21 protein-coding genes are annotated in these 23,892 nt (G+C 53.3%); 1 reads left to right on the forward strand and 20 read right to left on the reverse strand.

The genetic code is table 11. The features are described from left to right. Nucleotides 1–5 precede the first annotated feature (5 nt). From JYE49_RS09810 to JYE49_RS09840, 7 genes are all read right to left on the reverse strand, one after another. Nucleotides 6–581: an HD domain-containing protein gene (locus JYE49_RS09810; protein WP_093958055.1), complete on the reverse strand. Its 576-nt coding sequence runs from the start codon at nucleotides 579–581 to the stop codon at nucleotides 6–8. 97 nt (nucleotides 582–678) lie between these two features. Beyond that, a complete protein-coding gene (locus JYE49_RS09815) occupies nucleotides 679–4,710 on the reverse strand; it encodes a hypothetical protein (protein WP_093958054.1) in 4,032 nt (1,343 codons plus the stop codon). Then, the gene (locus JYE49_RS09820; RefSeq protein WP_093958053.1) at nucleotides 4,697–5,182 is read right to left on the reverse strand and encodes an RNA polymerase sigma factor; all 486 of its coding nucleotides are present in this window, start codon (nucleotides 5,180–5,182) and stop codon (nucleotides 4,697–4,699) included. The genes JYE49_RS09815 and JYE49_RS09820 overlap by 14 nt, the downstream gene beginning before the upstream one ends. A 127-nt stretch (nucleotides 5,183–5,309) precedes the next feature. Continuing rightward, complete coding sequence (locus tag JYE49_RS09825) at nucleotides 5,310–7,916, reverse strand: leucine-rich repeat domain-containing protein (protein ID WP_093958052.1); 2,607 nt, start codon at nucleotides 7,914–7,916, stop codon at nucleotides 5,310–5,312. After that, nucleotides 7,913–8,389, reverse strand: a complete 477-nt coding sequence (locus JYE49_RS09830) for an RNA polymerase sigma factor (protein ID WP_093958051.1) — start codon at nucleotides 8,387–8,389, stop codon at nucleotides 7,913–7,915. Before JYE49_RS09830 ends, JYE49_RS09825 begins: the two co-directional genes overlap by 4 nt. Before the next feature lie 170 nt (nucleotides 8,390–8,559). Next, the gene (locus tag JYE49_RS09835) at nucleotides 8,560–9,279 is read right to left on the reverse strand and encodes an NAD(P)H-dependent oxidoreductase (protein WP_093958050.1); all 720 of its coding nucleotides are present in this window, start codon (nucleotides 9,277–9,279) and stop codon (nucleotides 8,560–8,562) included. Nucleotides 9,280–9,409: 130 nt separating this feature from the next. After that, nucleotides 9,410–10,309, reverse strand: a complete 900-nt coding sequence (locus JYE49_RS09840; protein WP_093958049.1) for a LysR family transcriptional regulator — start codon at nucleotides 10,307–10,309, stop codon at nucleotides 9,410–9,412. A 151-nt stretch (nucleotides 10,310–10,460) separates the two neighbouring features. Here JYE49_RS09840 and JYE49_RS09845 point away from each other — a divergent pair, with 151 nt between their 5' ends. Beyond that, nucleotides 10,461–11,579, forward strand: coding sequence for a 5-methyltetrahydropteroyltriglutamate--homocysteine S-methyltransferase (locus tag JYE49_RS09845; protein ID WP_093958048.1), 1,119 nt, complete (start codon nucleotides 10,461–10,463; stop codon nucleotides 11,577–11,579). Between the two features lie 66 nt (nucleotides 11,580–11,645). Here the strand turns inward: JYE49_RS09845 and JYE49_RS09850 are convergent, their stop codons facing one another. From JYE49_RS09850 to JYE49_RS09915, 13 genes are all read right to left on the reverse strand, one after another. Continuing rightward, nucleotides 11,646–12,923 carry a redoxin domain-containing protein gene (locus JYE49_RS09850; RefSeq protein ID WP_093958047.1) on the reverse strand — a complete coding sequence of 426 codons (1,278 nt, stop codon included), beginning with the start codon at nucleotides 12,921–12,923 and terminating at the stop codon, nucleotides 11,646–11,648. Nucleotides 12,924–12,950: 27 nt separating this feature from the next. After that, entirely contained in the window at nucleotides 12,951–14,405 is a 1,455-nt protein-coding gene (locus JYE49_RS15235) for a 4Fe-4S binding protein (protein ID WP_179217405.1), read from the reverse strand. Then, nucleotides 14,398–14,790, reverse strand: coding sequence for a CD1871A family CXXC motif-containing protein (locus JYE49_RS09865; RefSeq protein ID WP_143754532.1), 393 nt, complete (start codon nucleotides 14,788–14,790; stop codon nucleotides 14,398–14,400). The genes JYE49_RS15235 and JYE49_RS09865 overlap by 8 nt, the downstream gene beginning before the upstream one ends. Nucleotides 14,791–15,257: 467 nt before the next feature. Next, nucleotides 15,258–15,860, reverse strand: coding sequence for a hypothetical protein (locus tag JYE49_RS09870; protein ID WP_093958045.1), 603 nt, complete (start codon nucleotides 15,858–15,860; stop codon nucleotides 15,258–15,260). Then, the gene (locus tag JYE49_RS09875; RefSeq protein WP_093958044.1) at nucleotides 15,857–16,312 is read right to left on the reverse strand and encodes a free L-methionine (R)-S-oxide reductase MsrC; all 456 of its coding nucleotides are present in this window, start codon (nucleotides 16,310–16,312) and stop codon (nucleotides 15,857–15,859) included. The genes JYE49_RS09870 and JYE49_RS09875 overlap by 4 nt, the downstream gene beginning before the upstream one ends. A gap of 339 nt (nucleotides 16,313–16,651) precedes the next feature. Then, nucleotides 16,652–18,061 (reverse strand): MATE family efflux transporter, encoded by a 1,410-nt coding sequence (locus tag JYE49_RS09880; protein WP_179217403.1) that lies wholly within the window; start codon nucleotides 18,059–18,061, stop codon nucleotides 16,652–16,654. Between the two features lie 164 nt (nucleotides 18,062–18,225). Beyond that, complete coding sequence (locus JYE49_RS09885; RefSeq protein WP_093958043.1) at nucleotides 18,226–19,335, reverse strand: hypothetical protein; 1,110 nt, start codon at nucleotides 19,333–19,335, stop codon at nucleotides 18,226–18,228. Further along, nucleotides 19,332–19,844 carry an RNA polymerase sigma factor gene (locus tag JYE49_RS09890; protein WP_179217402.1) on the reverse strand — a complete coding sequence of 171 codons (513 nt, stop codon included), beginning with the start codon at nucleotides 19,842–19,844 and terminating at the stop codon, nucleotides 19,332–19,334. Before JYE49_RS09890 ends, JYE49_RS09885 begins: the two co-directional genes overlap by 4 nt. A gap of 208 nt (nucleotides 19,845–20,052) precedes the next feature. Continuing rightward, nucleotides 20,053–20,616: a hypothetical protein gene (locus JYE49_RS09895; RefSeq protein ID WP_093958041.1), complete on the reverse strand. Its 564-nt coding sequence runs from the start codon at nucleotides 20,614–20,616 to the stop codon at nucleotides 20,053–20,055. Nucleotides 20,617–20,931: 315 nt separating this feature from the next. Continuing rightward, on the reverse strand, nucleotides 20,932–21,507 hold the full coding sequence (locus JYE49_RS09900) for a proteasome activator complex subunit 4 C-terminal domain-containing protein (protein WP_093958040.1): 576 nt from the start codon (nucleotides 21,505–21,507) through the stop codon (nucleotides 20,932–20,934). 41 nt (nucleotides 21,508–21,548) lie between these two features. Beyond that, entirely contained in the window at nucleotides 21,549–22,862 is a 1,314-nt protein-coding gene (locus JYE49_RS09905) for a DUF2247 family protein (protein ID WP_093958039.1), read from the reverse strand. Between the two features lie 128 nt (nucleotides 22,863–22,990). Continuing rightward, nucleotides 22,991–23,380: a hypothetical protein gene (locus tag JYE49_RS09910; RefSeq protein ID WP_093958038.1), complete on the reverse strand. Its 390-nt coding sequence runs from the start codon at nucleotides 23,378–23,380 to the stop codon at nucleotides 22,991–22,993. 242 nt (nucleotides 23,381–23,622) lie between these two features. Continuing rightward, a complete protein-coding gene (locus JYE49_RS09915) occupies nucleotides 23,623–23,880 on the reverse strand; it encodes a phage holin (protein WP_179217400.1) in 258 nt (85 codons plus the stop codon). Nucleotides 23,881–23,892 lie beyond the last annotated feature (12 nt).

Consider the following 23,892-nt stretch of genomic DNA (forward strand, 5'->3'; position numbering starts at 1 on the left):
CATTCTCATTTTTCTCCCAGTTCCCGATCCCATTCCTGAAGGAACTGCTCCATGAAGGCGTGGCGTTCCTCCGCCAGCTCCTTTGCCTTTCCCGTGTTCATCAGGTCCTTCAGCAGAAGCAGTTTCTCATGGAAATGGCTGATGGAACCCTCCGGCGTCCGGCCGTGCTTCCCGCCGTAGGCAAAGGTCCGGGCAATCCCGATCGCGCCGATGGCGTCCAGCCGGTCCGCATCCTGGATAATCTGTCCCTCCACGGTTCCGGGACGTTTCCCTTTGTTCTGACTGAAGGAAACCGCGTTGATGGCCTCGCAGATCCTGTCCGCAGTTTCCGGCTCCATGCCCTGCGCCTTCAGGAAGCGCCTGGCGTTGGCGTTATTCTCCGTATGGAACAGCTTATGGTCGTCCGCGTCATGGAGCAGAGCGCCCAGCGCCACAATCTCCCTGTCCGCTCCCGGCTCCGTCTCCGCGATCAGCATGGCGTTGCGGTAAACCCGCAGGGCATGCTCCAGCCCGTGGCCGTCCGCGTTCTCCGCAAACAGTTCCCGGATATACTCTTTGGCCGCTTCAATCATCTGCTGCATTTCCCGCAATCCTCACCGTTTTATGATTGTGTTCATCATATCATGGAACAGGAGGAACAACAAGAAACCCGGGGAGGTGTCCTCCCCGGTTGCGGGATTATTCCGTTGTTACTTCACCCTCCGCCAGGACTTCCTCCAGCGGAATCCGGACTTCCCAGGTGTCTTCCAGAATTTCCTTGTTTTCCCAGACCTCCGCCGTTAATGTCAACTGTCCCAGATCATCCGGCTGTACATCCATCACAGATTCCATCCAGTCCGGGAATTCATCACCATTATCATTCCATCCCAAGGGCCAGACAACATCATTGGTAACAGAGTTGTAGACATTCACACCCGCTCCCGCATGCCCGGTGCCATCGCTTGTCCGGATCGGGTCTGCGGTAAAATGGATCTGTGTATGCAGCTGGTTATCAATCCAGCCGATGCCTGTCAGTTTCACATTTTCCAGCAGGGAGATGTCCAGCGGCTGTGTATAATCCAGAATCTTCATTCCCTCACGTGCTGTTTTCGAAAACGCGGGATGCAGTTCAGGCAGCTCAATACCTTCCTCATTTTTCCCATACTCTTTCAGGAACGGAATCAGGTCAATCTGTTTATACTGCTCGATGCAGACCTGCTTGATGCCCACTGTGAAAACGTCGTCTTCCGTCCGGAGCGGGTTCTTCGCCTCAATATGCTTTACATAAATCTGCCTGCGCCCTGTTTTACCGGCTCGTTGCAGAAGATATGTTTCTGTTTTCGGCTCCTTTCCTTCTGTGTCTTTCTCATATCCTCCTATGCAGTATCCTTCTTCAGGAGAACCATAGTTTCCTGTCGCATCTTCCAGGGTATAAACAGCCCATGCTTCATTTCCTTTCACCAGGGCGGAAGTGACTTCAAAACGGATTCCCTGCTTTTCGCAGCTGAGGTTCACCTGTTTGAGTTCCTTTGTAATGCCCGGCCACTTTTCCTCAATCTGCCTGTTGACCTCTTCCTCAATTACCAGGGGCTCCGCGGTTGCTGTCTGTTCTATTTCCGGTATAGCAGTATTCTCATCGGTTTTCGCCAGGATGAAAGCAATTGGGATCTCAATTTTCCAGGTTGTGTCTGAGATTTTCTTGTGGTGATAAATATCAGCCTTAAGCTCCAGGTGATTTATGTCATCCGGTGCAATCTCCCACACATATTCCGCGTATTTCTTCCATGCTGTCTCCCCATTACTGAAAACACCCCATGATAATTCGTCATATGTGGGATTTCTGCTGTCTTTCTCCTCTGTGATGGCCAGTCTGGGCGTACCCATCCAGGACAGATAAGTTGTATTTCCTATCGTACAAGTTGTTTCATCCGGATTGTGGATCTGCACATGCAGCTTATTGTCAATCCAGCCGATCCCAGTCAGGGAAACCGGCCCGCACAGGGTTTCATCCAGCGGCTGCGTGTAATCCAGGATTGTCGGATATTTTGACAGATCCACATTGACGAAAGAGCCAGTTGACCAATCCAACGTCTCTGCCAAGGTATCTTCCGGTTTATCTACCCCTTCCACAGTTTTCCCATACTTCTTCAGCAGAGGAAGCAGGTCAATCGTTGTAACTTCTTCTGTCATCAGACCGATAAGATTGACTACAAGCTTGCCGTCAGGTTGCACCGGTTCCGGTATATCATATACTTTCAGGAATGTGGCCTTGTGCTCTTCCGTTTCATCCCAGTCCAGTCTCATCGAATACAAACCCGTGCCGCCCAAATTGTCAAGATAGTAGGTATTCAGATTATCTTTGATCCGGTCACCTTCCAGATCCTGAAGAGAATAGACGACATACAGTTTCTGATCCTTGATCAGGGCATAGATGACTTCTGCGCGAATTCCTTGCTTTTCACAGCTCATATTGACCGGCTTCAGTTCTTCCCTGAGTCCGGGATACGCATACGCCAGGTATACTTCCTCTTTATTCGACAGAGTTCCCGGTTCCGCTGGTTTTTCTTCCTGAACAGCCGTTTCCTCACTGGTTTCACCCTGGATCATCTCCATCGGAATCCCGACAGTCCAGTCGTCATCCAGAACCCCTTTGGAGATTGTCTCATTTGTGTACAGCTCCATACGATCCAGGTCTTCCGGTGTGCAGTTAAACACTGATTCTTCCCATGAAGGCCCTTCGTATGTTTCCCGCCAGCTCATCGGGATGCTGTCCACATGTATTTCCTCATAAGCTTTATCTTTCACATTGCAATTGACAGCCATCATATAGTTGTCATATGGAATATCCGGATACTCCTGCTGCATCAGCGCCCAGGACTTATTCTGGAACTGCACATGCAGTTGATTATCTATCCAGCCGATCGCCGACAGGAAGACATTCCCGTCCAGATGAATATCCAGGGATTCCTGATAATCCAGGGCTTTCAGTTTGTTTTCTATCGGTTTCCCGTCAAGAGTGGAACGAAGCGATTCCTTCGGCGGCGTCACGCCCTCCTCCGTTCTGCCGTATTCCTTCAGCATCGGAAGCAGGTCAATTTCTTTTCTCTCACTGAAGCTTAACTTCTTAATTCCAGCCCTGAGGGTACTGTTTTCAGTCGGAAGCACTTTGGACAGATCCATTCTGTACAGCCAGGTTGTTTTTCCTTCATCCCGGTTGATATTCAGCCTTGCTTCATAACCGTCCCAGCCGTCGTCTTCATGTTCATATACAAACGTTGGATGGCATTCATAATCATTATATTTTGCATTAAGATCCTGTGTTGTCAGAAGAAAATACACATTGTTTCCCTTTCTGCAACCGGACACCACGTCCATCCGGATACCCTGCTTTTCAGTACTCAGGCCGATGGGGTGTAGATCATCATAAGAAATGTCCTCGACATGCGCATCCATAACCTCCCGGAGTATTGCCTCCTCCGTCAGGAGTACCGGATTATCCGTGAAAGCTTCGGCAGCCGGGGCAGCAGTCTCCGTGCTGTTTTCCGCCAGAATGGAATCAGCCGGAATCTGAACCTCCCACACATCCCTTGTTACATCCACAGTGTCATCAGCCCAGGCTGCGAGCTCCATCTTATCCACTTCATCCGGACGGACATCGAATATATACTCTTTCAGATCCTTGCGTTCATCGCCGGCAGAGCTCCACTCCACCTGATCCATTTCACACTGCTTGCCTGTCTCAGAGAAGTATCCCGCAGCAGAAAGGAACACAGGATAAACTGACATAGAGCCGATTGTGATTTTCTCCTGCTGACGGTCCTGAATCCGCACATGCAGCTTGCCATCGATCCAGCCGATTCCGGTCAGATAAATATCTTTATACAGGCTCACATTCAGCTGATCAGAATCATCCAGGACCTTCATGTTCGCCGTAGAATAAATCTGCCCTTTATTGCCAAAGACAAAGGCCTCATCAGGCATCTTCACGCCGTCCGACGTTTTTCCGTATTTCTCCAGGAAAGGAAGCAAATCAATCTTTGTTATCTGCTTCTTGCCTATATCTTCAACCTTGAAGGCAAAATGATTGTCCACAGGCTGATATGGCTCACCATATTCCTCATAATGTACGCAAGTGACTTTATGCTCTTCCTGGTTATGATCCAGGTAGCAGTAATATCCCGTATCGTCTCCGTTTCCTGACAGATCATCATACGTAGTTGCAAACCGGGTAATCCGATCCCCTTCCAGATCCTGAAGAGAATAAACAACCCAGGATTCTTTTTCTTCCACCAGGGCAGAGATCACGTTCATCCGGATTCCCTGCTTTTCACAGCTGAGATTCACCGGTTTCAGCTTGTCAGCCACTCCCGGGAAATTCACTTCCAGTGCCTCTATCGCTTCCTGCGATAGTCCTTCACCCTCTGTCACCTCTCCATGGCCTTCGGACAGCGCCGTCACCAGGGGCGTGGTTGTTTCCCGCGCCCGGATGGAGTCCGGCCGGATAATCAGATCCCGGGAAGCCGCGGTCACAAAGCACAGCACCAGCACCGCTGCTGCCACAAGCACGGGCAGGCGGTACCTGGACCTTCCTTTATTCACATTCTGATTATGTTTCTTCTGCATCAGGCTGATCGCTTTATTGTCCATTCTTTCCGCAAAACCTTCCGGCGGTTCAGGACAATGTGCCTGAAGCGTTTTTTCAATATCATTCTTCAGATCATTCTTCAGCATGATTCAGGCCCTCCTTTGTCATCTGATCCTTCAGTATCTTCAATGCGTGCTTGATGCGGGAAGAAACCGTTCCCCGGGGAATCCGAAGCACAGAGGCAATCTCCTGCTCGGTCATGCGCTCCTGCATTTTGAGTATCAGCGGAATCCGGTATTTATCCTCCAGTCCGCAGATATACTCAAACAAGCGGTCCCCGTTTTTCTCCACAGTCAGGTTCTCCGGGACAGTTTCCAGCGGAACAAGCCGCTTTCTCCTCCGCAGCTCATTCTTCGCACTGTTGATGACGCAGCGAACCAGATAGCTTCCCAGCACGTCCGGATTCCGGATCTGTCCCAGGTGATTCCATGCCGATTCAATCGCGGCTGAAACCGCATCCTCGGCGTCCGCCTCGGCTTGCAGGTAGCTCATCGCGACCCGGTACATCCTGTCCCTGGTTTTACGAACCGTCTCCAGGAAATGTCCTTCCCGATCCATCCACGCATCCTCCGTTATTCGATCGATCTGATATACAGACACACAAAAGAGGGGTTTTTGCTTTTGGGAAATAAAAAAAGATCCGGCTATGTATAACACAGCCGGATCACGACGTCAATTCTTCCTCTTATTTTACAACATACGGGATCCCGTTACCTTCACAGTAATCCTTTGCGTAGGAACCGTCTTTCACAACACATGTCAGGTTTGTGCATTCCCTGAACGCATGGAGTTCAATGGTAGTCACGCTCTCCGGAATCACAATCTCTTCCAGGCCTGTACAGTTCATGAACGCGGCCCTTCCGATGAAGGTCAGTCCATCCGGCAGGACAAGCTGCTTCATGCTGCCGCATTCCCGGAACGCACGGTCTCCGATGGTAAGCAGGCTTGCAGGCAGCTCAACCGTTTCCAGGGCACCGCATCCCGAGAAGGCATCCTCGCCGATCTCGGCAATGCCCTCCTTCAGCCGTACAGCCTTCAGGCCAGTGCAATCCTTGAATGATCCCTTTTCGACAGATGTCACACCGCCTGGGATCTCAACGGATTCCAGCCCGTTGCATCTGCTAAAGGTGTATGCTCCCAGGATTTCCAGGGTATCTGGCAGCGTGATGGACGTCAGTCCGTCACAACCCAGGAAGGCGTAGCTGCCGATGGAAACCGTTCTTTCAGGAATTCCGGCCGCCGTCAGGCTTCGGCAATTGTAGAACGCTTCGCTGCCGATTTCGGTCACGCTGTCCGGGATAATTACGTCTGTCATGCTTACACAGTCATAGAACACCTCATCCTCAATGGAAGATACCCCATCCGGAATCCTGAAATACACCAGATTGGTACAGTCACTGAATGCTCCCTTACTGATTGTTTTCACGGTATCGGGGAGAGTAAGGGACTTTACATCATATCCGTCAAAAGTCCTGGTACCTATAGCCGTCACTATGTAGTCCCTTACTCTTTCCGGAATAATGATCTCATCCCGGAAAGGCATGCAAGTGCTTGTCTTCACGGATTCAGCGGTTCCGTCTTCCTTCAGCACATAACCGATACTGTCTTTCGTATAAACCTTTGCCTGCGCGTATGCGTCAAAAACCAGTTTCTCTTCACGTTCGTCAAGGTTCATATTCCCGAAATCTTCATCCAGTTCCTCTATCGGGCCGGTTTCCACCGGTTCCACACGGATATCTTCCGTAACGGTCCAGATTCTCAGGCTTTCCGGATTGATATACCAGAGTCCATCCGCCGCTTTCTTCACTTCAATATCCAGCTGGAACGAAGTGTGGAGCTTATTGCCGGGCCGCTGGATATTGGTCGCGCAGGTCACCGTCCGGAGGGTATCCTCCGCCGTACCCGTAATCTTCTTATAGCGGTTTTCCAGCAGGGTTGCGCTCTGAGTCAGGTCTTCCAGTGCCTGCCGTGCGTCTTCGGTATTTGCCTGCCATTCCGGATCGCACAGCGTCAGCATGCCGTCGTAATCCTGGGTGCTCCAGCCGGTCATAAATCCGTTCAGCCGTTCCTCGATTTCGGGATCCATTTCCAGTACATCCGGGCATACTGTCTTCAGCGGGAACTCGATTATCCATCCGCCGTCCAGGACTTTTTCCATTATGCTTACGCTGGCTTCCAGCACCAAATCGTCGGCCTCTTCCGGCTTGATATCATAGATGAATTCTTTCCATTCGGTGTAGCCATCAAGGTTCTCGTCCCATTGCACCGGGCTGTAATCCGGATCGTCTGCACTGCTGTATTCCCAGACATTCCATGTATCGCTGAAAGTGACGGATCCGCCCTTATATGTCGGTTCACCCTTATAGTGATACTGCACATGCAGCTGGCCGTCGATCCAGCCGATGCCGCTCAGGCAGACATCACCAAGCAACGGAATATCCAGCGGCTGGGTATAATCCAGGAACTTCATATCCTTCGCCGGGAATTTGTTCGCAAGTCCCGAGAGCTGGAGCCGTTTCGGCTGTTCCGCGGTCTTCACATCTTTCCCATACTGTTCCAGCATCGGAAGCAGATCAACAACAGTGTCCCGGCTCATATGATATGTCTTAATACCCACCTTGATTGTCCGGTCTTCGGTCGGAACGGGATTGCTGAGATTCGGCATATACATATAAACCGTCTTATGCTCAGCTTCGTTTTCATACAGGACACTGGTGGAATATCCGCTGAAGCCTGCCATATCGCATTCAAACCAGGGATACGCTTCGTAATCCGTATACTGTCCTTCCAAATCCTGAACAGAAATCACAAAGCAGCATTCTGTTCCGCTCATGTAGCCGGAAACCACTTCCACGCGCAGCCCCTGGTTTTCGTATGCCTGGTTCACCGGGAACAGTTTTGCACTCATGCCGGGAGCTTCCTCGTCCAGCCTGATCCGGATGCTTTCTTCCTCCGTCAAAACGGATTCAGTGCCTTCCCCGTCGCCTTCCTCCTGTCCGGCGCCCATGGACAGCACGGTCGTGATGGGCTGCGCCGTATAGAGGCTCTCCTCCTCGGAACGGATCCTGTCCGTCCGGCTGAAGGGATTCAGCGCACCGTTAATCGCCACAAAGCCGACGAACAGCACCAGTGCCATAGCCATGGCAAACACAGGCCTGCGCCAGCGCCGCCATTCCTTCACCGCAGGCTTGATCTCCTGCGCCCGCAGATCCTTAATCGTTTTCTTTACAACTGTTTCAAATCCCGGAGTTGCCGGCCCGAAGGCCTTCCGGAAATCTTCCGCTTTCTTCACGCCTCAAACACTTCCTCTCTGCAGATGCTCTTCAGCTGTCTGCGTCCCCGGTTCAGCCTGGATTTCACGGTCCCCTGCGGGATCCGCAGGATGGACGCGATCTGTCCAATGTCATATCCTTCAAGGTAGTACAGCAGAATCGGAGTCCGTTCCCTTTCCTCCAGCCGGAGCAGGCATTCCCTGAGGTCGATGTCATTGTTCACAGAGCCAGGCAGCGGCTCCGGAACCGTATCCGTCGGTATCATCCGCTGCCTCTCCCGCTGAATGTCATGACACACGTTCAGCAGGATCCGGATGATCCAGGTACTGAAATAGGATTCATTTCTCAAGGAATTCCGTTTTTCCCATGCCCGCCTCAGGGTTTCCTGAATGGCATCCTCCCGGTCCGCTTCAATGGACAGCTGGCTGCACGTAACCCTGTACAGCGTCTGTACCATATCCGTAACGGATCGTTCGAAGGTTTCGCCGGTCATCTTGGTTCCTCCAATCTGCTTTTACGCATATTAGACGGGCTTATGGGTGCATCGGTTCACGAAGTGTCAAAAATTTTTCTGATTTTTATTATATGTCACAATCCGCTGAATACAAACACCCGCGGGATCTTTTCCCGCGGGTGTCAATCTATATCAACACACATGAAGTGTTATTTTTTCCACGGCCTTACCTTCCCCAGCCAGCCGTTCTCCTGCCAGTACTGGTAATCCCGGCTGTCCGGATGGGTTTTGCCTACCGTCTTCTGCATGATCCGCGAGGCATAGAACTTGAGCTTTACCCCAAGTCTCGTTCTTGTCGGCACGCTGTAATCCACATGGCTGAACACCCGGGCAGCCCACTCCAGCTTCCCGGTCATGCTGCGCCGTTTCTTCTCCGGCAGCTTGTCCCACATGACTTCTCCCATCAGGCGGAACCGGAAAACCTTCACGCTGCTCACGCCCCACCAGGACAGGCTGTCCTTCAGATCCTTCACGGCAGACTTCGTCCCGCTGCCCAGGCTCTGGGTGATGATCACCGCCCGCTTGCCGAACATGGCCTTCGCCGGGCGGTGCACCATCCACCGGTAGGCGAAATGGTCCAGCATATTCTTCAGGGCACCCGGTACGTGATAAACATACACCGGGAAGGTGAACACCAGCAGGTCCGCGTCCAGCATGGCCTGCTCCAGGCGCGCGATATACTCCCTGTCCTTGCAGTACTGCTCATCCCTCTTGACGCAGTTCATGCAGCCGGCGCAGAGATTCGGGCAGTCCTTCGGCAGGAAAAACTCCGTAATCTCCCCACTGTCCCTGAGTTCATTCAGGAAAGCTTCCTTCAGTCTGTATGTCACTCCATGTTTTTCAGTCCCGTTGATTACCGTAATCTTCATCCGGTTATGCCCCCGTTAATCTCTTTTCCTGCCGGGCGGCCTTTCCTCCCGACGTTTACAGATGATACCACGCGGTTTCCGGACTTGAATTAAAATCACCTGAAATTCATATTATATTTTCCTGTTCCGGTCAGGCGGATAATTCCTTCAGGATATCGATATACCGGACCGTCAGCGGCGAAGGGCGCAGGGAGCCCGGCAGGATATAGCCGATCTCCATATAGTCATCCACATCCAGGGGCTTGGCAATGATATTCGGCCCGTTCAGTTCCTCGCTGATTACGCCGCTGCAGATCGTGTAGCCGTTCAGGCCGATCAGCATATTGAACAGCGTGGCCCGGTCGCAGACCACCAGTTCCCGGTCGCTGTCCGCGGTGCTCAGGATCTCCTCGGAAAAATAGAAGGAATTGTGGTTCCCCTGCTCATAGGAAAGGCGGGGATAAGGCTTCAGATCCTCCAGGGTCAGGCTCTCCTTCCCGGCCAACGGGTTCCCCTTGCCGATGAACACATGGGGTTTGGCGGTGAACAGGGAAAAGAAGGACAGGTTGTTGTCCCGCAGGGTTTTCCGGATCACGGTTTCATTGAACCGGTTCAGGTACAGGATCCCGATCTCGCTGCGCAGCCGCGCCACATCCTCGATGATGTCATAGGTCTGGGTCTCCCGCATATGAAATTCATACTTGTCTCCACCCTGCTCCTTCAGCAGCTGTACAAAGGCCTCCACCACGAAGGAATAATGCTGGGAGGAAACGCAGAAGCGCTGCTTGCCCATGCCCTTGCCCGCGTACCGTTCATCGATCAGGTTGGCCTGCTCCAGCACCTGCCGGGCATAGCCCAGGAACTCCTCCCCGTCCGGCGTGAGCTCAATGCCCTTGTTGGAGCGGGAAAACAGGATAATCCCGTATTCCTTCTCCAGCTCATGCACCGCCGCCGTCAGGCTGGGCTGGGCAATGAACAGTTTCTTCGCCGCCTCGGTGATGTTCCCGGTTTCGGCCACCGTGACCACATACTGGAGCTGTTTCAGGGTCATGCTGTTTCCCTCTTTCAGATAGAATTATTTGTGATTATATCATATGCCATAGTTATAATCTATGGTGAGCAATCAAAAAGAAATATTTTACCTATTGTTATGGTAGGTATAAAATCCGGTCATACTATCGCATTGAGAGGAGACCGGGATTATGAGTAAATTACAGACACCCTTCCGGTATGATTTTGTAGGAAGCTTCCTGCGGCCGCAGGCCCTGAAGGACGCGAAGGCCGCCCTGCGCGCCGGAAAAATAGACCAGGCCGCGTTTGATAAAGTTGTCAATGAGGAAATCACCAAGGTGGTGGCCAAGCAGAAGGAGCTGGGCTATCACGTGATCACCGACGGCGAGTTCAGGAGAACTTTCTGGCATCTGGATTTCATGTGGGGCTTTGAAGGCGTGGATCACCAGGCCACCGGCAACGGCGTGCCCTTCCATGACGAGCTGGCCGTGCTGGACGACACCTACCTGGTGGGCAAAGTCCGGGCCAAAGCCCATCCTTTTGTGGAGTATTTCAAATTCCTCAAACAGTTTGAGGATGAGAACACCGTGGCAAAATACACCATCCCCGCCCCGGCCCAGATGTTCCAGCAGATGATCATCCCCGCCAACTATGAAACCACCCGGAAGTTCTATCCGGAAAACGGAGAACTGATCCAGGATATCGGCAAGGCCTACCAGGCCGTCATCCGCCAGTTCTATGACGCCGGCTGCCGTAACCTCCAGCTGGACGACTGCACCTGGGGCGCCCTGGTGGGCGACGCGGCGCAGCAGCGGTACAAGGCACTGGGCATCGACCTGGATGAGGTCAAATCCCAGCTGCTTCAGGTCAACAACCTGGCCCTGGAAGGCAAGCCGGAGGATATGATCATCAACTCCCATATCTGCCGCGGCAACTACCACTCCACCTATTTCACCAGCGGTCCCTATGATTCCGTGGCGGACTACGTCTTCGCCCGGGAGAACGTGAACGCCCTCTTCCTGGAATATGATGACGAGCGCTCCGGCGGTTTTGTCCCGCTGGCCAAAGTGTCCGATGACAAGAAGGTGGTCCTCGGCCTGATCACCACCAAGTCCCCCGTTCTGGAGGACAAGCAGAAGATCATCAAGCGGATCCACGAAGCCGCCCAGTATATCCCGCTCAGCCGCCTGTGCCTGAGTCCCCAGTGCGGTTTCGCCTCCTGCGAAATCGGCAATAAGCTGACGGAAGAAGAACAGTGGGCCAAGCTGAAGCTGGTCAAGGAAATCGCTGACGAAGTCTGGGGGGAATGACCCCTGTTTGCAAAAGAGGCGCCCCTCCGGTTGATCCGGAGGGGCTCCTTGATGTCTTTATGATCTTTATTTCAGGCTGTCGTTGCCGACGTGCAGCACCCACTCGCCATAGGCGTCTCCGGTGTAGAGTTCAAAGCCCTTGTCAAAGCTGTAGCCTTCCGGCGCCTTGAGAATCTGCACATGGTAGTTGGCCTTTTCTCCGTCAAAGGTGATCACGCCGTTTTCGTCGCTCTGCTGCATGGTGCAGGCTGCGTCCGTGCAGAAGTTCACCGCCACGCCCGGCACGGGATTGCCGTCCTGGTCCTCCACGTGCAGCACGTAGGCCTTCTGCTCCGTCTTATCCGCCGGGGTGTCCTCGACGAATTCCCAGCTTACCTCATATTCCATGGTGCGCAGGTAATCCGCCAGCTCCTCCAGGTATTCCTCTTTCTGTAACAGGAAGAACTCCATCAGGTCCGGATCGCCTTCCATGCCCACGTTATAGTACAGGCCGTACAGGTAGTGGGTACCTTCCGGGCTTTCCATGGCCTGGTCGTAGGTAAAAACGTTGCGTTCCGCGTCCAGGATGTCCGGCAGGTCCACCCGTTCCACCTTCGCGTCGTCATAGTACATCATGTCCGCCGCGTCATCCGCGGCAGTGATGTCAAAGCGCAGGTGTGCCGTATCCTCGCTGACCACATAGGCCATCAGATAATCATCTGACACCGCATTGGTAAGATGGAATCTGGCCTTCTTCACGTTCTCGTTGTCTATATGCATTGCCCGGGCAGGAGACACCGGATAGGCGCGGGTGACCCCCTTCTTCGGAATCCTGGTCAGCACGGCAGTTTCCGTATAGTCGTCTCCCAGGAACCTGTCCAGCACATTGCCGACTTCCTCGGCGGTGTTGAAGCTGCCCAGCCGCAGGAAGCCCGCATTGCCGAAGCGGTCAATCACGACCGTGGTGGGAACGCCGTACTGGGCAACGTAGTTATACAGGGCTGAGCCCTCGTCCCGCCCCATGGGGAAGGTCAGCTGGTACTCATCCCTGAAGGCCGCGATCTTTTCAATCGTGTCATTGTCATCATAGGACAGGGCAATAAACGCCACCTTGTCCTTATACTTCTGGTAGGCTTTCTCCAGGTCCGGGAACTCGCCCTGGCAGGGTCCGCACCAGGTGGCCCAGATGTTCAGCAGCACCGCTTCATGATCCTTCAGGGCTTCGGACAGGGTGAAGGTGTTGCCTTCCGTATCCGTGGCCGTAAAGTTCATAAAGGGTTCGCCCAGCGTCATGCCGGTATCCGCAGAAGCCGTGCCGAGGCACAGCACAAGTATCGTCAGGATCAGTATGATTAATTTCTTCATCGTTCTTTTCTCCTTGGTTTTCTTTGCTTATTTCGCCGCTTCCTGGTAGAGGGCTTCCAGCTTCTCCGGCGTCACGGAGCTGACGCTGTTGCAGATGACCTCTCCCCGCCGGTTTAATACGATCGTCTGGGGCAGGGTAGCTGTTCCGCCCACGATTTCCTTCACGGGATCGCCTGCTTCGTCCGTCGCGCAGGGCATGGAATAGCCGAACTGCGCCAGGTATTCCGCCGGATCCTCCACAGTCATTTCCGGGTGGATCACAATCATGGCGATATCGTCCCGGTGGGCTTCATACAGGTCGTTGAAATAGGGAAGCTCCGCAATACACGGCGTGCACCAGGTGGCCCAGCGGTTGATGAATACCACCTTGCCCCGGGTGTCCGCCAGATGGAACTCGCTGCCGTCGTAGCATGCCAGGGTAAAGTCCGCCAGCTGTTCGCCGACCTCGTATCCCACGGCTGCGGTACTTTCCGCCGGGGTGCTTTCTTTCTGCCGGATAGAGGGATCCAGGAAGTTGAACCACACCAGCACCAGGCACAGCACCGCGATGGCGATGGCCCGGAAGAGGGTCTTCCGGCTCTTCGCGGGTTTCTTTTCCGCGCCGGTTTCCGGTCCCTTAAGCGTGATCTTTCCTGCCTTCAGGGAGATGGCTCCCTGGCTGCAGACGTCGATGCACTTTCCGCACTGGATGCACTCGTGGTCACCCACGTGCTTCACGTCCATCTCACAGTGGCGCACACAGGCGCCGCAGCCGTTGCAGCGATCCGCGTCCGTTTTCACCCCGACGATACTGAAGCGGTTGAACAGCCCATAGATCGCCCCGAGGGGACAGAGGAAGCGGCAGAAGCTGCGGTAGCAGAACACGCAGGCCAGGCCGAGGGCCAACATAATCACCCACTTGCGGGTGAAGATCAGACCCAGCATCTCATACATGGACGCGTTGGCGGGATTCACCAGGTGGCCGCCTGCGCCCTCCAGGGTACCGGCCGGGCAGATATACTTGCAGAAGGCCGGAAGCGGCAGGTCTTTGGCCAGGCCGAAGTACAGGGGAACAGCAATTACAAACACCGCCAGGATCCCGTATTTCAGCCAGGACAGTGCCCTGGTAACCTTGCTTTTACGGATTTTCGGCACCGGAATCTTATGGAGCAGTTCCTGGATCAGGCCCATGGGGCACAGCCAGCCGCAGATCGTGCGACCCAGCACCACGCCGAAGAGCATGATCATCCCCAGCACATACCAGCCTGCCCGGTGACCCGTAGCGGCCAGCGCGTTCTGGATGGATCCCAGCGGGCAGGCGCCTGCCGCACCGGGACAGGAATAGCAGTTCAGGCCGGGCACGCACAGTGCCTTGGCCTTTCCTTCATAAATCTTCCCTTCAATAAATCCCCTGAGGTACGCGTTATGCAAAAGCGCTGCGTACAGCTGGACAAGCCTTCGCTTTGACGGACGGAAGGCCTGCCATACATTTTTCTTATCCAAGACCCACACACTCCGTACAGATATTGATGGCTTTTACCAGCACGTCCAGGGCTCCTCCGTTCACGATTCCCGCGATGATCAGCAGCACAGCCGCGATCAGAACGACTGCCCGGAGGATATTCACATGCTTCGGTTCCGCCTGCGGCTTTATCCGGACAGCGTTCTTTGCCGTTCCACCGGTTTTCGGCTTTACACCGGTTACAATGCAAGCAACCAGTAAACACACAAGCACCAGGAACAGCGGTAACGCTGCGATCAGTACCTGTCCGGCCTTTTCCGCTGTATAAATGCTTTCCAGTGGGTTTTCCATCCTGCGCGCTGCTCCGTCCACATAAATGGCGTATGCCACCGAGGCCAGAACCACCGGCAGCAGGATACAGCACACTGAGAGCAAAATCGGGAGGATTTTTTTCTTATCCGTAAGATTCACCTCCGCATAGAATCATCCGCGCCCTTAAGGCATCGGATATGTATTTAACGAATCACACTTGCAATTCGTTCCGAATTGCAAGAGGTAGGAGGTAGGAAGTAGGAGAGAAATATCTTTTGCTGCGCAAAAGAATGATATGTTGCTTCGCAACATGATATATTCGCTTAATGCGAATATGATAGATTCGTCTTCGACGAATATGATATGTTTGCCATGCGGCAAACGTTCTGGTTACTTTTACCAATGTACCTGCCACTTCTCCGCAGTGCCCACGTTGTCATCTTGACCGACCGAAGGGAGTGTAGAGATCTCCTCCACGGCCGCAGCCGCAACTTTACACTCTACACTCTTCACTCTGTCACATCATCCGCTGTGTTGCGGCGAAGAAAAACAATTATGAATTATGAATTGTGAATTAATTCTCAAAGGTTCTGCAGTGCCATAATCCCCATGCAGATCAGGAAAGTACCAATCACCATACCGGCAAACGCCACAGGCCACTTCCCCTGCTTGTTGAAACCGTAAAAGTCGTCCCAGCGTTTTTCCGGCAGGGCGAACAGGATCTTGTACAGGTACACCGGCCCGTACAGTACCACCGGCAGCATTCCCCACAGGCTCTGGCAGAAGGTCATTCCCCGCCTTTCAAACACGCAGAAGGAAACCAGGGCCAGCAGCGGGGTAATCAGGTGCATGAACAGATCCGTGCCGGACAGCAGCACCTTCAGCGCACCCTTCCCGAAGGTCGGTGCCAGGAAAAAGAGTACCGTCAGCATAGTCACCGTCACCGCCGCCGTGCCGATATACTTCAGCATCCAGATCCATTCCGGGATCCCGCCTGCATTGATGGCCAGCGCCGTCAGCAGGCACGCCGCTGCGCACAGCATATTGCTCAGGGTGGTGAAAAACCGGAGCGCGAACTTTCCCCGTTCCGGCACCCACTGCCCCTCCTTGCGGAAAAACGAAACCACAATAATCAGGGTAATCAGCGCAATCAGGATATTCAGAAACCAGTCCGCTGTCATCATGTCCAGCTCACCCGCTCCTCAATTGTCTTCACCAGTGCTTCCAGTCCCTCCCGGTCTTCCGGGCTGAACCGATTCTTCACCGGGCTGTCTATATCCAGTACCGCCTTCACTTCACCGTCTCCGTGAATCGGGATCACGATCTCCGATTCAGACGCTCCGTCGCAGGCAATGTGTCCCGGGAATTCATGCACGTCCGGCACCACAGTGGTCTCATCCTTCGCGGCAGCCGTGCCGCACACGCCCCTGCCGGGCGCGATATGAATGCATGCCGGCTTCCCCTGGAACGGACCCACCGTCAGCTTTCCGTTCCTCATCAGGTAAAATCCGGCCCAGTTCAGGTTCTCCATCATGGTCATGATCAACGCGGAGATATTGCTGAACGAGGACGCGTACCAGGGTTCCGCCTCCAGCATTTCCTTCGCCTGACCAACCAGCAGTTTATAATCCGTCATTTCTTTCATCCTCTTCTTTCAGGGTATTCCTTTCATAATTCGCCGGAAGAGGAATAAAGACCTTCCGTTTCAGGCGGCATATAGCGCCTGAAACAATTCATAATTCACAATTCATAATTCATAATTTTATATACTTGTCCAAAAAACACAGCGTCATGGAACAGTCCATAGCGCTGCTATTGTCATTTCGACCGTAGACGTAGCCGTAGTGGAGAAATCTCCTCCGGAGAAGTGAACCTTCAAGCAATAGGGAATCTCTTGCGTGAAGAAAAAATAATTCTGAATTATGAATTATGAATTGTGAATTGAAAAAGCGGCAGCATTCACTGTCGCTTTTTCTCACGCGCTTTTAAGCGCGATCACCTTTCCCTTTTCCTGTTTATCTGCTTCCAGCGTCGGCATCAGCCTGCCATGCAGCGACTTCACCAGCTTGAAATAGCAGGGGAACAGGAACAGGTCCGCCATCACCCAGGCCGCGGGGTTCGCAAAGCAGGCGCCCACAAACCCGGCTGCCGGCACCAGGAACAATGCCACTACGGTTCTCGCCAGCATCTCCGCCAGGCCCGCGAACATGGCCACCCGGGTATAACCCATGCCCTGGATGCACAGCCGCAGGATGTTCACATACAGCAGCGGAATATAGAACGCCGCGTTGATCTTCAGGAAACGGAAAGCCAGCCCCATAACCTCGGCATTCTCGCCGCTGTCAATGAACAGGCCCAGCAGCTCGTCGCCAAACAGCAGCACAATACCGAAAGCCAGGCCACAGTAGATCAGACCCACCGCGGAAGCCGCCCGCATGCCCTGCCGGACCCGGTCCACCTTCCTGGCGCCGATGTTCTGCCCGGCGAAGGTCGCCATGGTGGAAGCCAGGGCGTCAAACACACAGCAGAAGAACATACTCAGCTTGAAGGCCGCGCTCACAGCCGCCACGGAGTTCACACCCAGGCCGTTCACGGACCACTGCACCATCACGGAACCGATAGCGGTGATGGAAAACTGCAGGCCCATGGGCAGGCCGATGCCCAGCATGGAGCGTCCCCGCCGCACGGAAAACCGCCGGTCTTCCTTCGTCAGCTTCAGGATCGGGAACCGCCTGAGGATCACCAGCAGGCAGCCGATGCCGGAAATCAGCTGGCTGACAGCCGTAGCCACGGCTGCGCCCGCCACGTCCATGCCGGCGTAAATAATCAGCACCAGGTCCAGCACGATGTTCACCAGGGAAGCCAGCACCAGGAATACCACCGGCGTCTTGCTGTCCCCCAGGGAACGGAGAATGCCGCTGGCCATGTTATACAGCACGCAGCAGGGAATCGCCGCGAAAATGATCCGGATATAGGAAGCGGATGAATCCAGGATTTCCTCCGGGGTGTTCATCAGCCGCAGCAGCGGTTTGCACAGCAGCGTGGCTGCCAGGCCGAACAGCAGGCTCAGTCCCGTGCACAACACGGCCGAATGCCATACGCACCGGCGTACCTCATGCTCGTTCTTCGCTCCGAAGGCCTGCGCGATCGGAATGGCGAAACCCGAGCAGAAGCCCAGGCACAGGCCGATCACCAGGAAGTTCACCGAACCGGTGGCACCGACCGCCGCCAGTTTCTCTGCCCCGAGATACCGACCCACAATCGCCGTATCCACAAAGCTGTAGAACTGCTGGAACAACATTCCGAACAGCAGCGGGGCTGCAAAGGAAAGGACCAGCTTCAGCGGTCTCCCTTCCGTAAGATCTTTTGTCATGGTACGTGCCATGCATTCATGCTCCTTCTGCAAACATTTTGTTTGCTGCGATGTTATAGCACTTTTCCCCTCCCCCTGCAATCAGTCTTTTGGTTGGTTTTTCATCCAATTCAAGCATGAAAAGTGGACACCGGGGACTGTCCCCAGTGTCCACTTTTGCAGGATCTTCCTGTCTGTCAGCGATTTCTGACAGTCATCAGCGTACCGTCCGGCTTGATCGCCGCAAACATGTTTTGCTCCGCGTAGTCCACCAGCCATACATGCTGGCCCATCACACCGTCAACGGCTTTGGAATGCCCGGCCTCGATCTCCGTGTAATAGGCCTTCAGGCTGCTCACCTCATCCTCCGGCACTCCCAGCTTCTCCGCGATGGCTTTCCGGCCGATTTCCAGCGCCTGTTCCTCCGGAATCGCTTCGTCATCAGGGAGCACACCCATCAGGTCCAGTGAATACAGTTCAGGAATATGATAAGACAGTACCGTTCCGTCGGGCTTCAGATACACATACAAAGGATTACCCCTGAATTCTCCGTCGGTCCGCAGATCATACCAGATCGTCCAGATCCGCCGATACCCGAATGCCGGATTCTCTTCAAAATAGGGGCTCATTATGCCATCGTCCAGATCTTTATCGCTGACGCTTTCCAGCAGCGTCCGCGCAATCCGGACTGCTTCTTCCTGGTTGATCTCGCCTTCTTCCGGCAGGATAAATCTCTGGGATTCCGATGACAGCATGCCGTATTTGTCCAGCATCTGATTGTACCAGTATTTATCCTCCACGGACCAGGCAGGCGTACCGCCCTCCACGTCACGCAGGGTTGACAGAATGGTTTCCAGGCAGATCAGGTCCACCCTGTCCTCACCGATATAGTCCAGCATGATCCGGTCGCACAGGGCGTCCTTCTCAGCGTCTGTCATGCCTTCGCCCTTGAGCAGGCGTTCCGCGTCAGCGTTCCCCTTCAGGGCTTCCATTTCATACAGATCCCGGACCAGTTCAATCTTGGTGGCCGTATCCCAGGTGTCATAGTATCCGTACTCGCCTTCCAGTTCCGCCACCTTTTCCCCGGCGTCTTTCCAGAGCACCGTGGCAGCCACGGCTACGGCCGCAAGGGCCAGGATAACCAGTGCAATTACCAGTGTCATTGATATTTTCTTAACCATGGGTTCTTCTCCTTTCGCTTTGCGCAGGACCTTGTAACGGAGCGAGGTCGCTTCATCCACTCCCCGTGTACAGTCGTCGATTGCGGCGCGGATGCTCATCATCAGTTCCTGATCATTTGCCATCATTCCCGCCCCCCTTCGAGTTCCTGCCTCAGTTTCTGTTTTGCCTTCCGGATTCTGTCTGAAACGGCAGCCTCCGTGATTTTCAGCATTTCCCCGATCTCCTTCATGGAGTATCCTTCATAGAAATACAGCAGAACAGCTTCCATATATTTGGGTTTCAGTTTCATGATCGCCAGCGTCAGTTCCACATGCTCGCTGTCCGGCGGCTCTGAGGACGCAGGCAGATCATTCAGGGATACCCGGGAATCTATATACCGGAACCAGGCGCTCCGCCTGTAGTCCCTGCAACCGTTCAGCGCGATTGTGATCAGCCAGGTTTTCTCGCTGCTTTCTTCCCGGAAGGAGTCCAGATGGCGGAATGCCTTCAGAAAGGTTTCCTGCACAACGTCCTCCGCCGCGTTCCAGTCTCTCAGATACAGACAGCAGAGACGCAGCAGGTCTTTTTCATATTGCTGGACTATCCGGTCCAGCCGGTCAATCTGGGCTTGATCCGGCGCCTGAATCACTCCCACCGTCATCACCTCCTCATCCAATTAGACGAAACGCAGCTGTAAAACTTAAGCGAAAAGAAAAATAAAAAATCGTCTGTTACCGACAAGCGGCCAAATAACAGACGTTTATAACCTGGTGTTTTCTTCCAAGTGGACACTGGGGACTGTCCCCGGTGTCCACTTTCAAAAACAAAAAAGCCGCCCGAAGGCGGCTATATGTATCAACGGATTAATCATCCGCGGATTCGTATTTTCGGGCGGAAAAGTATTTGTCGTCCTCTTCCGGGAACTCCATCGTCGGAACATTTGCGGCCATGACAGCCGTACGGGCCACATCCTTTTCAAGATCACGCACTATGATCCGGTTCATCAACGCTTCGTCGACCGGGATCACCGGCTCCGCTTGCACTTCTTCGATCGTTCCTGATTTCATCTGTTCCCAGGGAGCTTTCCGGGCTTCAATTCGATCTTTCAGCGCTTTCACGCCTTCTTCCGTCTTCCGCGCGCATTCCCTTCCCAGTGCTCCAATTCCTGTCATCATAGCGTCAAACCGTAACGCAGCTTTTTCTATCCGTGCTTCACGCGCTTCCCAGCGGGCTTCCCGCATTGCTTCCTTGAGTTCCCTGCTGTCTTCCCGGCATTCCCGGATTCTCCTCCTTACAAGTTTCGCGGTTTTCTTTACACTCTTTCTGTTTTCCCTGGCTCTCCTGTAAAATGTGGTATCCCGGAGGGAGAGCCAAACAATCAGTCTCATGACCAGAACCAATACAACCATCAAAATCGGTCCGAGCATTCGTTCTCCCTCCTTTCAAACAGGAATGCTTTACGGTATGGAAGCAGTATAACACCTCAGGTGCTGTCAAAAAAGGATTCTGTTCGTAAAATATCCAGCTATATTTTTCCAACAGAGAAAACATACCGGTGGCCCCGCCGGCTGTTCAAATTTCTGAGCGCGATCCGGAGCAGTGTCATAGCCCGTAACATTGCTCATCTGTCGTTCACCTCCTGCATTTGTACAGGCGATTTAAAACCACATTCATCGCATTTTATCTTTTCTTTTTTCCAAAAACAAAAAAGCCGCCCGAAGGCGGCTGAATGAATCAATAGACTAATCATCCGCGGATTCATATTTACGGGATGAAAAGTATTTTTCGTCTTCTTCCGGAAACTCAATCGTCGGAACATCCGCGGCCATGGCTGCCGTACGGGCATCCCTTTCCAGATCCAGCACCAGTTCAAGGTTCTCCTGCGCTTCATTGTCTGCAGTCACCGGCTCCGCTTTCACTTCGCGAACACTCTCCGTCTCTTCCAGCTCCTGGCGGGCTTTTCGGGCTTCGATTTCGAGTTGCAGCGTTTTCATGCGGCCCGCTGTCTTCTGCGCCAATCTTTTCCCGCGTTTTTCAATCCCGGCCAGTACAGCATCCATCCGCTCTCCGGCTTTCTCTATCCGGGCTTCACGCGCTTCCCAACGGGCGTCCTGAATCGCTTTATGGAACTCCCAGCTGTCTTCCCGTGCTTCCCGAAATTCCCTTACCGCAGCCTTTACCGCTTTCCGTATGGCCTTTCCAATTTTCCGGACTTTCCCGACGGGCTGCTTAATCCCCATGGCTTTCCGGAGGCTGCGCTTTGCACGTATTTCATCGCACACAAGAAACAGGAACAGCAGTATCAACACCACGTACATTCGTTCCCTCTCCTTTCAGCCCGGAATGCTTTTTGCTTAAATCAACCAAAAATCCCCATGGAAAGATCCACCAGGCCGTGCAGCAACGCACAGCCGAAGATATTCCCGTACCGGCGATACAGCCAGGTGCAGACCAGATGCCAGACAAACTGCATAGGCGCGTTCGCGATAAAGGTGGGCCAGTATTCCGCAAATCCCATACCCCGCCTGGCCATCTGGAAGGGCATATGCATCAGCACAAACAGGATGCCGCCAACCAGGATCGTCAGCCATTCCTTCTTCAGGGCCGGGAACAGCCGGGGCTGGATAAACCCGCGGAAGGCAATCTCCTCGCACAGGCCGATAATAATGAAATACTGGAACACATTGTACAGAATCTCACCTGCCGGCAGCAGCTTCGCCCCGGAAACAATCCCGGGAATAATTGTCCAGGCTGCCAGGAACACCAGTCCGATCGCCGCTCCCATAAGCAGGGACGGTTTCAGGTTGCGCAGGGTAATGCCCACATGGGACAGGTGTTTCACACACAGCAGCACCGGTATCAGGGCAAGAATCAGGTTGCCGGCCTCGATCAGGTAACGTCCTGTCCGGGCCTGCTCCCGGCCCATCCAGAAATATGCCGCCATAAACAGCGCATAGTAAATCAGCGCCGCTGCCATATCTTTCAGGGTATAGTGCTCCATCTGTTCGCGGTATACCGGATCAATTGCCAGAAAACTCTTCTTCATATTCCTGTCTCCCAATCCTGTTTTTTTCGTCTCTCTGAGATCAGCATCAGGAGGCATTATACCACAAACATCACCGTTGGTTTCTGGCTGATTCAATTCAGGTTCATGCTTTATCAGATAGTTCCGCAGCTGGGCCCGGACGCTCCAGGGCCTTGAATACACCTCGCCCGGTATCGGCGGCATCCAGCCGATCAGTACACTCATATAATCCCAATGGCCAAAGGCGCAGTACACATGTTGTGTTTTGTTCTTGAGCTGTTCCTCTTCCCGCTCTGTATGATAAATCCACGCAAGCAGGACATAGCTCCACACAAACACCATTCTGTCATCCGATTCAGGATCTTCCGCCCGGCACAGGGCTTCCACTTTCTCTTCCAGTTTCTCACTGTAACGATCTTCCGTAATCAGGTCGATCACAAGATCCAGCAACGGATTGTCCTCATTCGCCGCTTCCATCGCATAGGACAGCATATCCGATAACGTTACAATTTCATATTGCCAGCCCCAACGCAGTTCCTGCCACGTCCAGGACTGTTTATACGGTTTTAATTCAGAAAATGCCGGAGCAAAACCGGCAAATGTTTTCACATGCATCATCCGGCAATCACCGTCCTCAGTCCAAAGCATAAGCAGTTCAGGGGTTTTGTGCCCTGTGCCGATTATATCATGGCTTCAGCGGCCGCAGTGTAACAATACAGTAAACATTTATGGACACCGAAGATATTCGGTGTCCACTTTGCAGAATTCAACAGTTCTTATTTCTTCCGTCCTATTCCCGCCAGGCCAAGAACGGCAAAAATAATCAGGGCAATGGAACCCGCCATCAGGAAATAATAACCCATATTGTTCTGGATTAACGATCTTGCCAATGCGTCTATTTCTTTTCCCAGGTTCGTCGTAATGCTGTTGTTCTCAATGAAAAACATTGCTAAAGAAGCCATTCCCAGAAATACAACCGGCAGATATTTCCCTAAAACGGAGAAAATGAAAGCAGCGCCGGCGATGATAATAATATAAATCCAGTCGTTACTGTCTTTCAGGCTTTTGGATACCGTTATTCCCAGCCCGGAAACAGAAAAATAAGGGAGGAAAACGCTGACGCCAATTACCAGACAGGCAATGATGCAAAGGATCTTTATTTTCATCTGAATCATCTCCTCAATGCTTCAATATATAATAAACAATACCATCAAAACATCATCCACACAACAAAAAAAGGCTGCCGCCCGAAGGCAGCAGCCAGACATATATCAATTCAATTGTTCACAGCATCATATCCGCAATCTCAGTCGGCGCAGCAGGCATCGCTGACGCTTCAACCCGCTGCTTGCTTCGATTGACTCGTTCACTTCATTTCGGCTTCGCCGACAGCCCACAGGGCTGACATTCAGCTCGCTCCCCAGGGTTCCTCATACCCCATGGCCCGGTCGCTGTCCTCCAGTCCGGCAGTAGTGGGATCCACGATCACGCCAATGAGTCCCAGGAAGGTCAGCACCTGGTTCAACAGCTGCACCACCATGTTCTGGGTCACTGCCGGGAACACGTCAAACAGCGCCAGCAGGCTGTAGATGAAGCCCACCACTAGGCTAAAGAAGCTTCCCAGCCACACCTTGTTCTTAAAACGCACTTTCCAGTTGATTTTCATCCTCATTCCTCC

It is taken from the genome of Aristaeella hokkaidonensis (assembly GCF_018128945.1).
Classification (GTDB): Bacteria; Bacillota; Clostridia; order Christensenellales; family Aristaeellaceae; genus Aristaeella; species Aristaeella hokkaidonensis.

What these genes read in the sequence shown, in the direction of transcription:
- JYE49_RS09910 (WP_093958038.1), bottom strand. Translation starts at nt 23,380, where the DNA reads ATGAAAATAAAGATCCTTTGCATCATTGCCTGTCTGGTAATTGGCGTC.
- JYE49_RS09885 (WP_093958043.1), bottom strand. Translation starts at nt 19,335, where the DNA reads ATGATGGCAAATGATCAGGAACTGATGATGAGCATCCGCGCCGCAATC.
- JYE49_RS09915 (WP_179217400.1), bottom strand. Translation starts at nt 23,880, where the DNA reads ATGAAAATCAACTGGAAAGTGCGTTTTAAGAACAAGGTGTGGCTGGGA.
- JYE49_RS09830 (WP_093958051.1), bottom strand. Translation starts at nt 8,389, where the DNA reads ATGACCGGCGAAACCTTCGAACGATCCGTTACGGATATGGTACAGACG.
- JYE49_RS09845 (WP_093958048.1), top strand. Translation starts at nt 10,461, where the DNA reads ATGAGTAAATTACAGACACCCTTCCGGTATGATTTTGTAGGAAGCTTC.
- JYE49_RS09820 (WP_093958053.1), bottom strand. Translation starts at nt 5,182, where the DNA reads ATGGATCGGGAAGGACATTTCCTGGAGACGGTTCGTAAAACCAGGGAC.
- JYE49_RS09880 (WP_179217403.1), bottom strand. Translation starts at nt 18,061, where the DNA reads ATGGCACGTACCATGACAAAAGATCTTACGGAAGGGAGACCGCTGAAG.
- JYE49_RS09900 (WP_093958040.1), bottom strand. Translation starts at nt 21,507, where the DNA reads ATGTACGTGGTGTTGATACTGCTGTTCCTGTTTCTTGTGTGCGATGAA.
- JYE49_RS09905 (WP_093958039.1), bottom strand. Translation starts at nt 22,862, where the DNA reads ATGCTTTGGACTGAGGACGGTGATTGCCGGATGATGCATGTGAAAACA.
- JYE49_RS09895 (WP_093958041.1), bottom strand. Translation starts at nt 20,616, where the DNA reads ATGCTCGGACCGATTTTGATGGTTGTATTGGTTCTGGTCATGAGACTG.
- JYE49_RS09875 (WP_093958044.1), bottom strand. Translation starts at nt 16,312, where the DNA reads ATGACGGATTATAAACTGCTGGTTGGTCAGGCGAAGGAAATGCTGGAG.
- JYE49_RS09815 (WP_093958054.1), bottom strand. Translation starts at nt 4,710, where the DNA reads ATGCTGAAGAATGATCTGAAGAATGATATTGAAAAAACGCTTCAGGCA.
- JYE49_RS09810 (WP_093958055.1), bottom strand. Translation starts at nt 581, where the DNA reads ATGCAGCAGATGATTGAAGCGGCCAAAGAGTATATCCGGGAACTGTTT.
- JYE49_RS09835 (WP_093958050.1), bottom strand. Translation starts at nt 9,279, where the DNA reads ATGAAGATTACGGTAATCAACGGGACTGAAAAACATGGAGTGACATAC.
- JYE49_RS09840 (WP_093958049.1), bottom strand. Translation starts at nt 10,309, where the DNA reads ATGACCCTGAAACAGCTCCAGTATGTGGTCACGGTGGCCGAAACCGGG.
- JYE49_RS09850 (WP_093958047.1), bottom strand. Translation starts at nt 12,923, where the DNA reads ATGAAGAAATTAATCATACTGATCCTGACGATACTTGTGCTGTGCCTC.
- JYE49_RS09870 (WP_093958045.1), bottom strand. Translation starts at nt 15,860, where the DNA reads ATGATGACAGCGGACTGGTTTCTGAATATCCTGATTGCGCTGATTACC.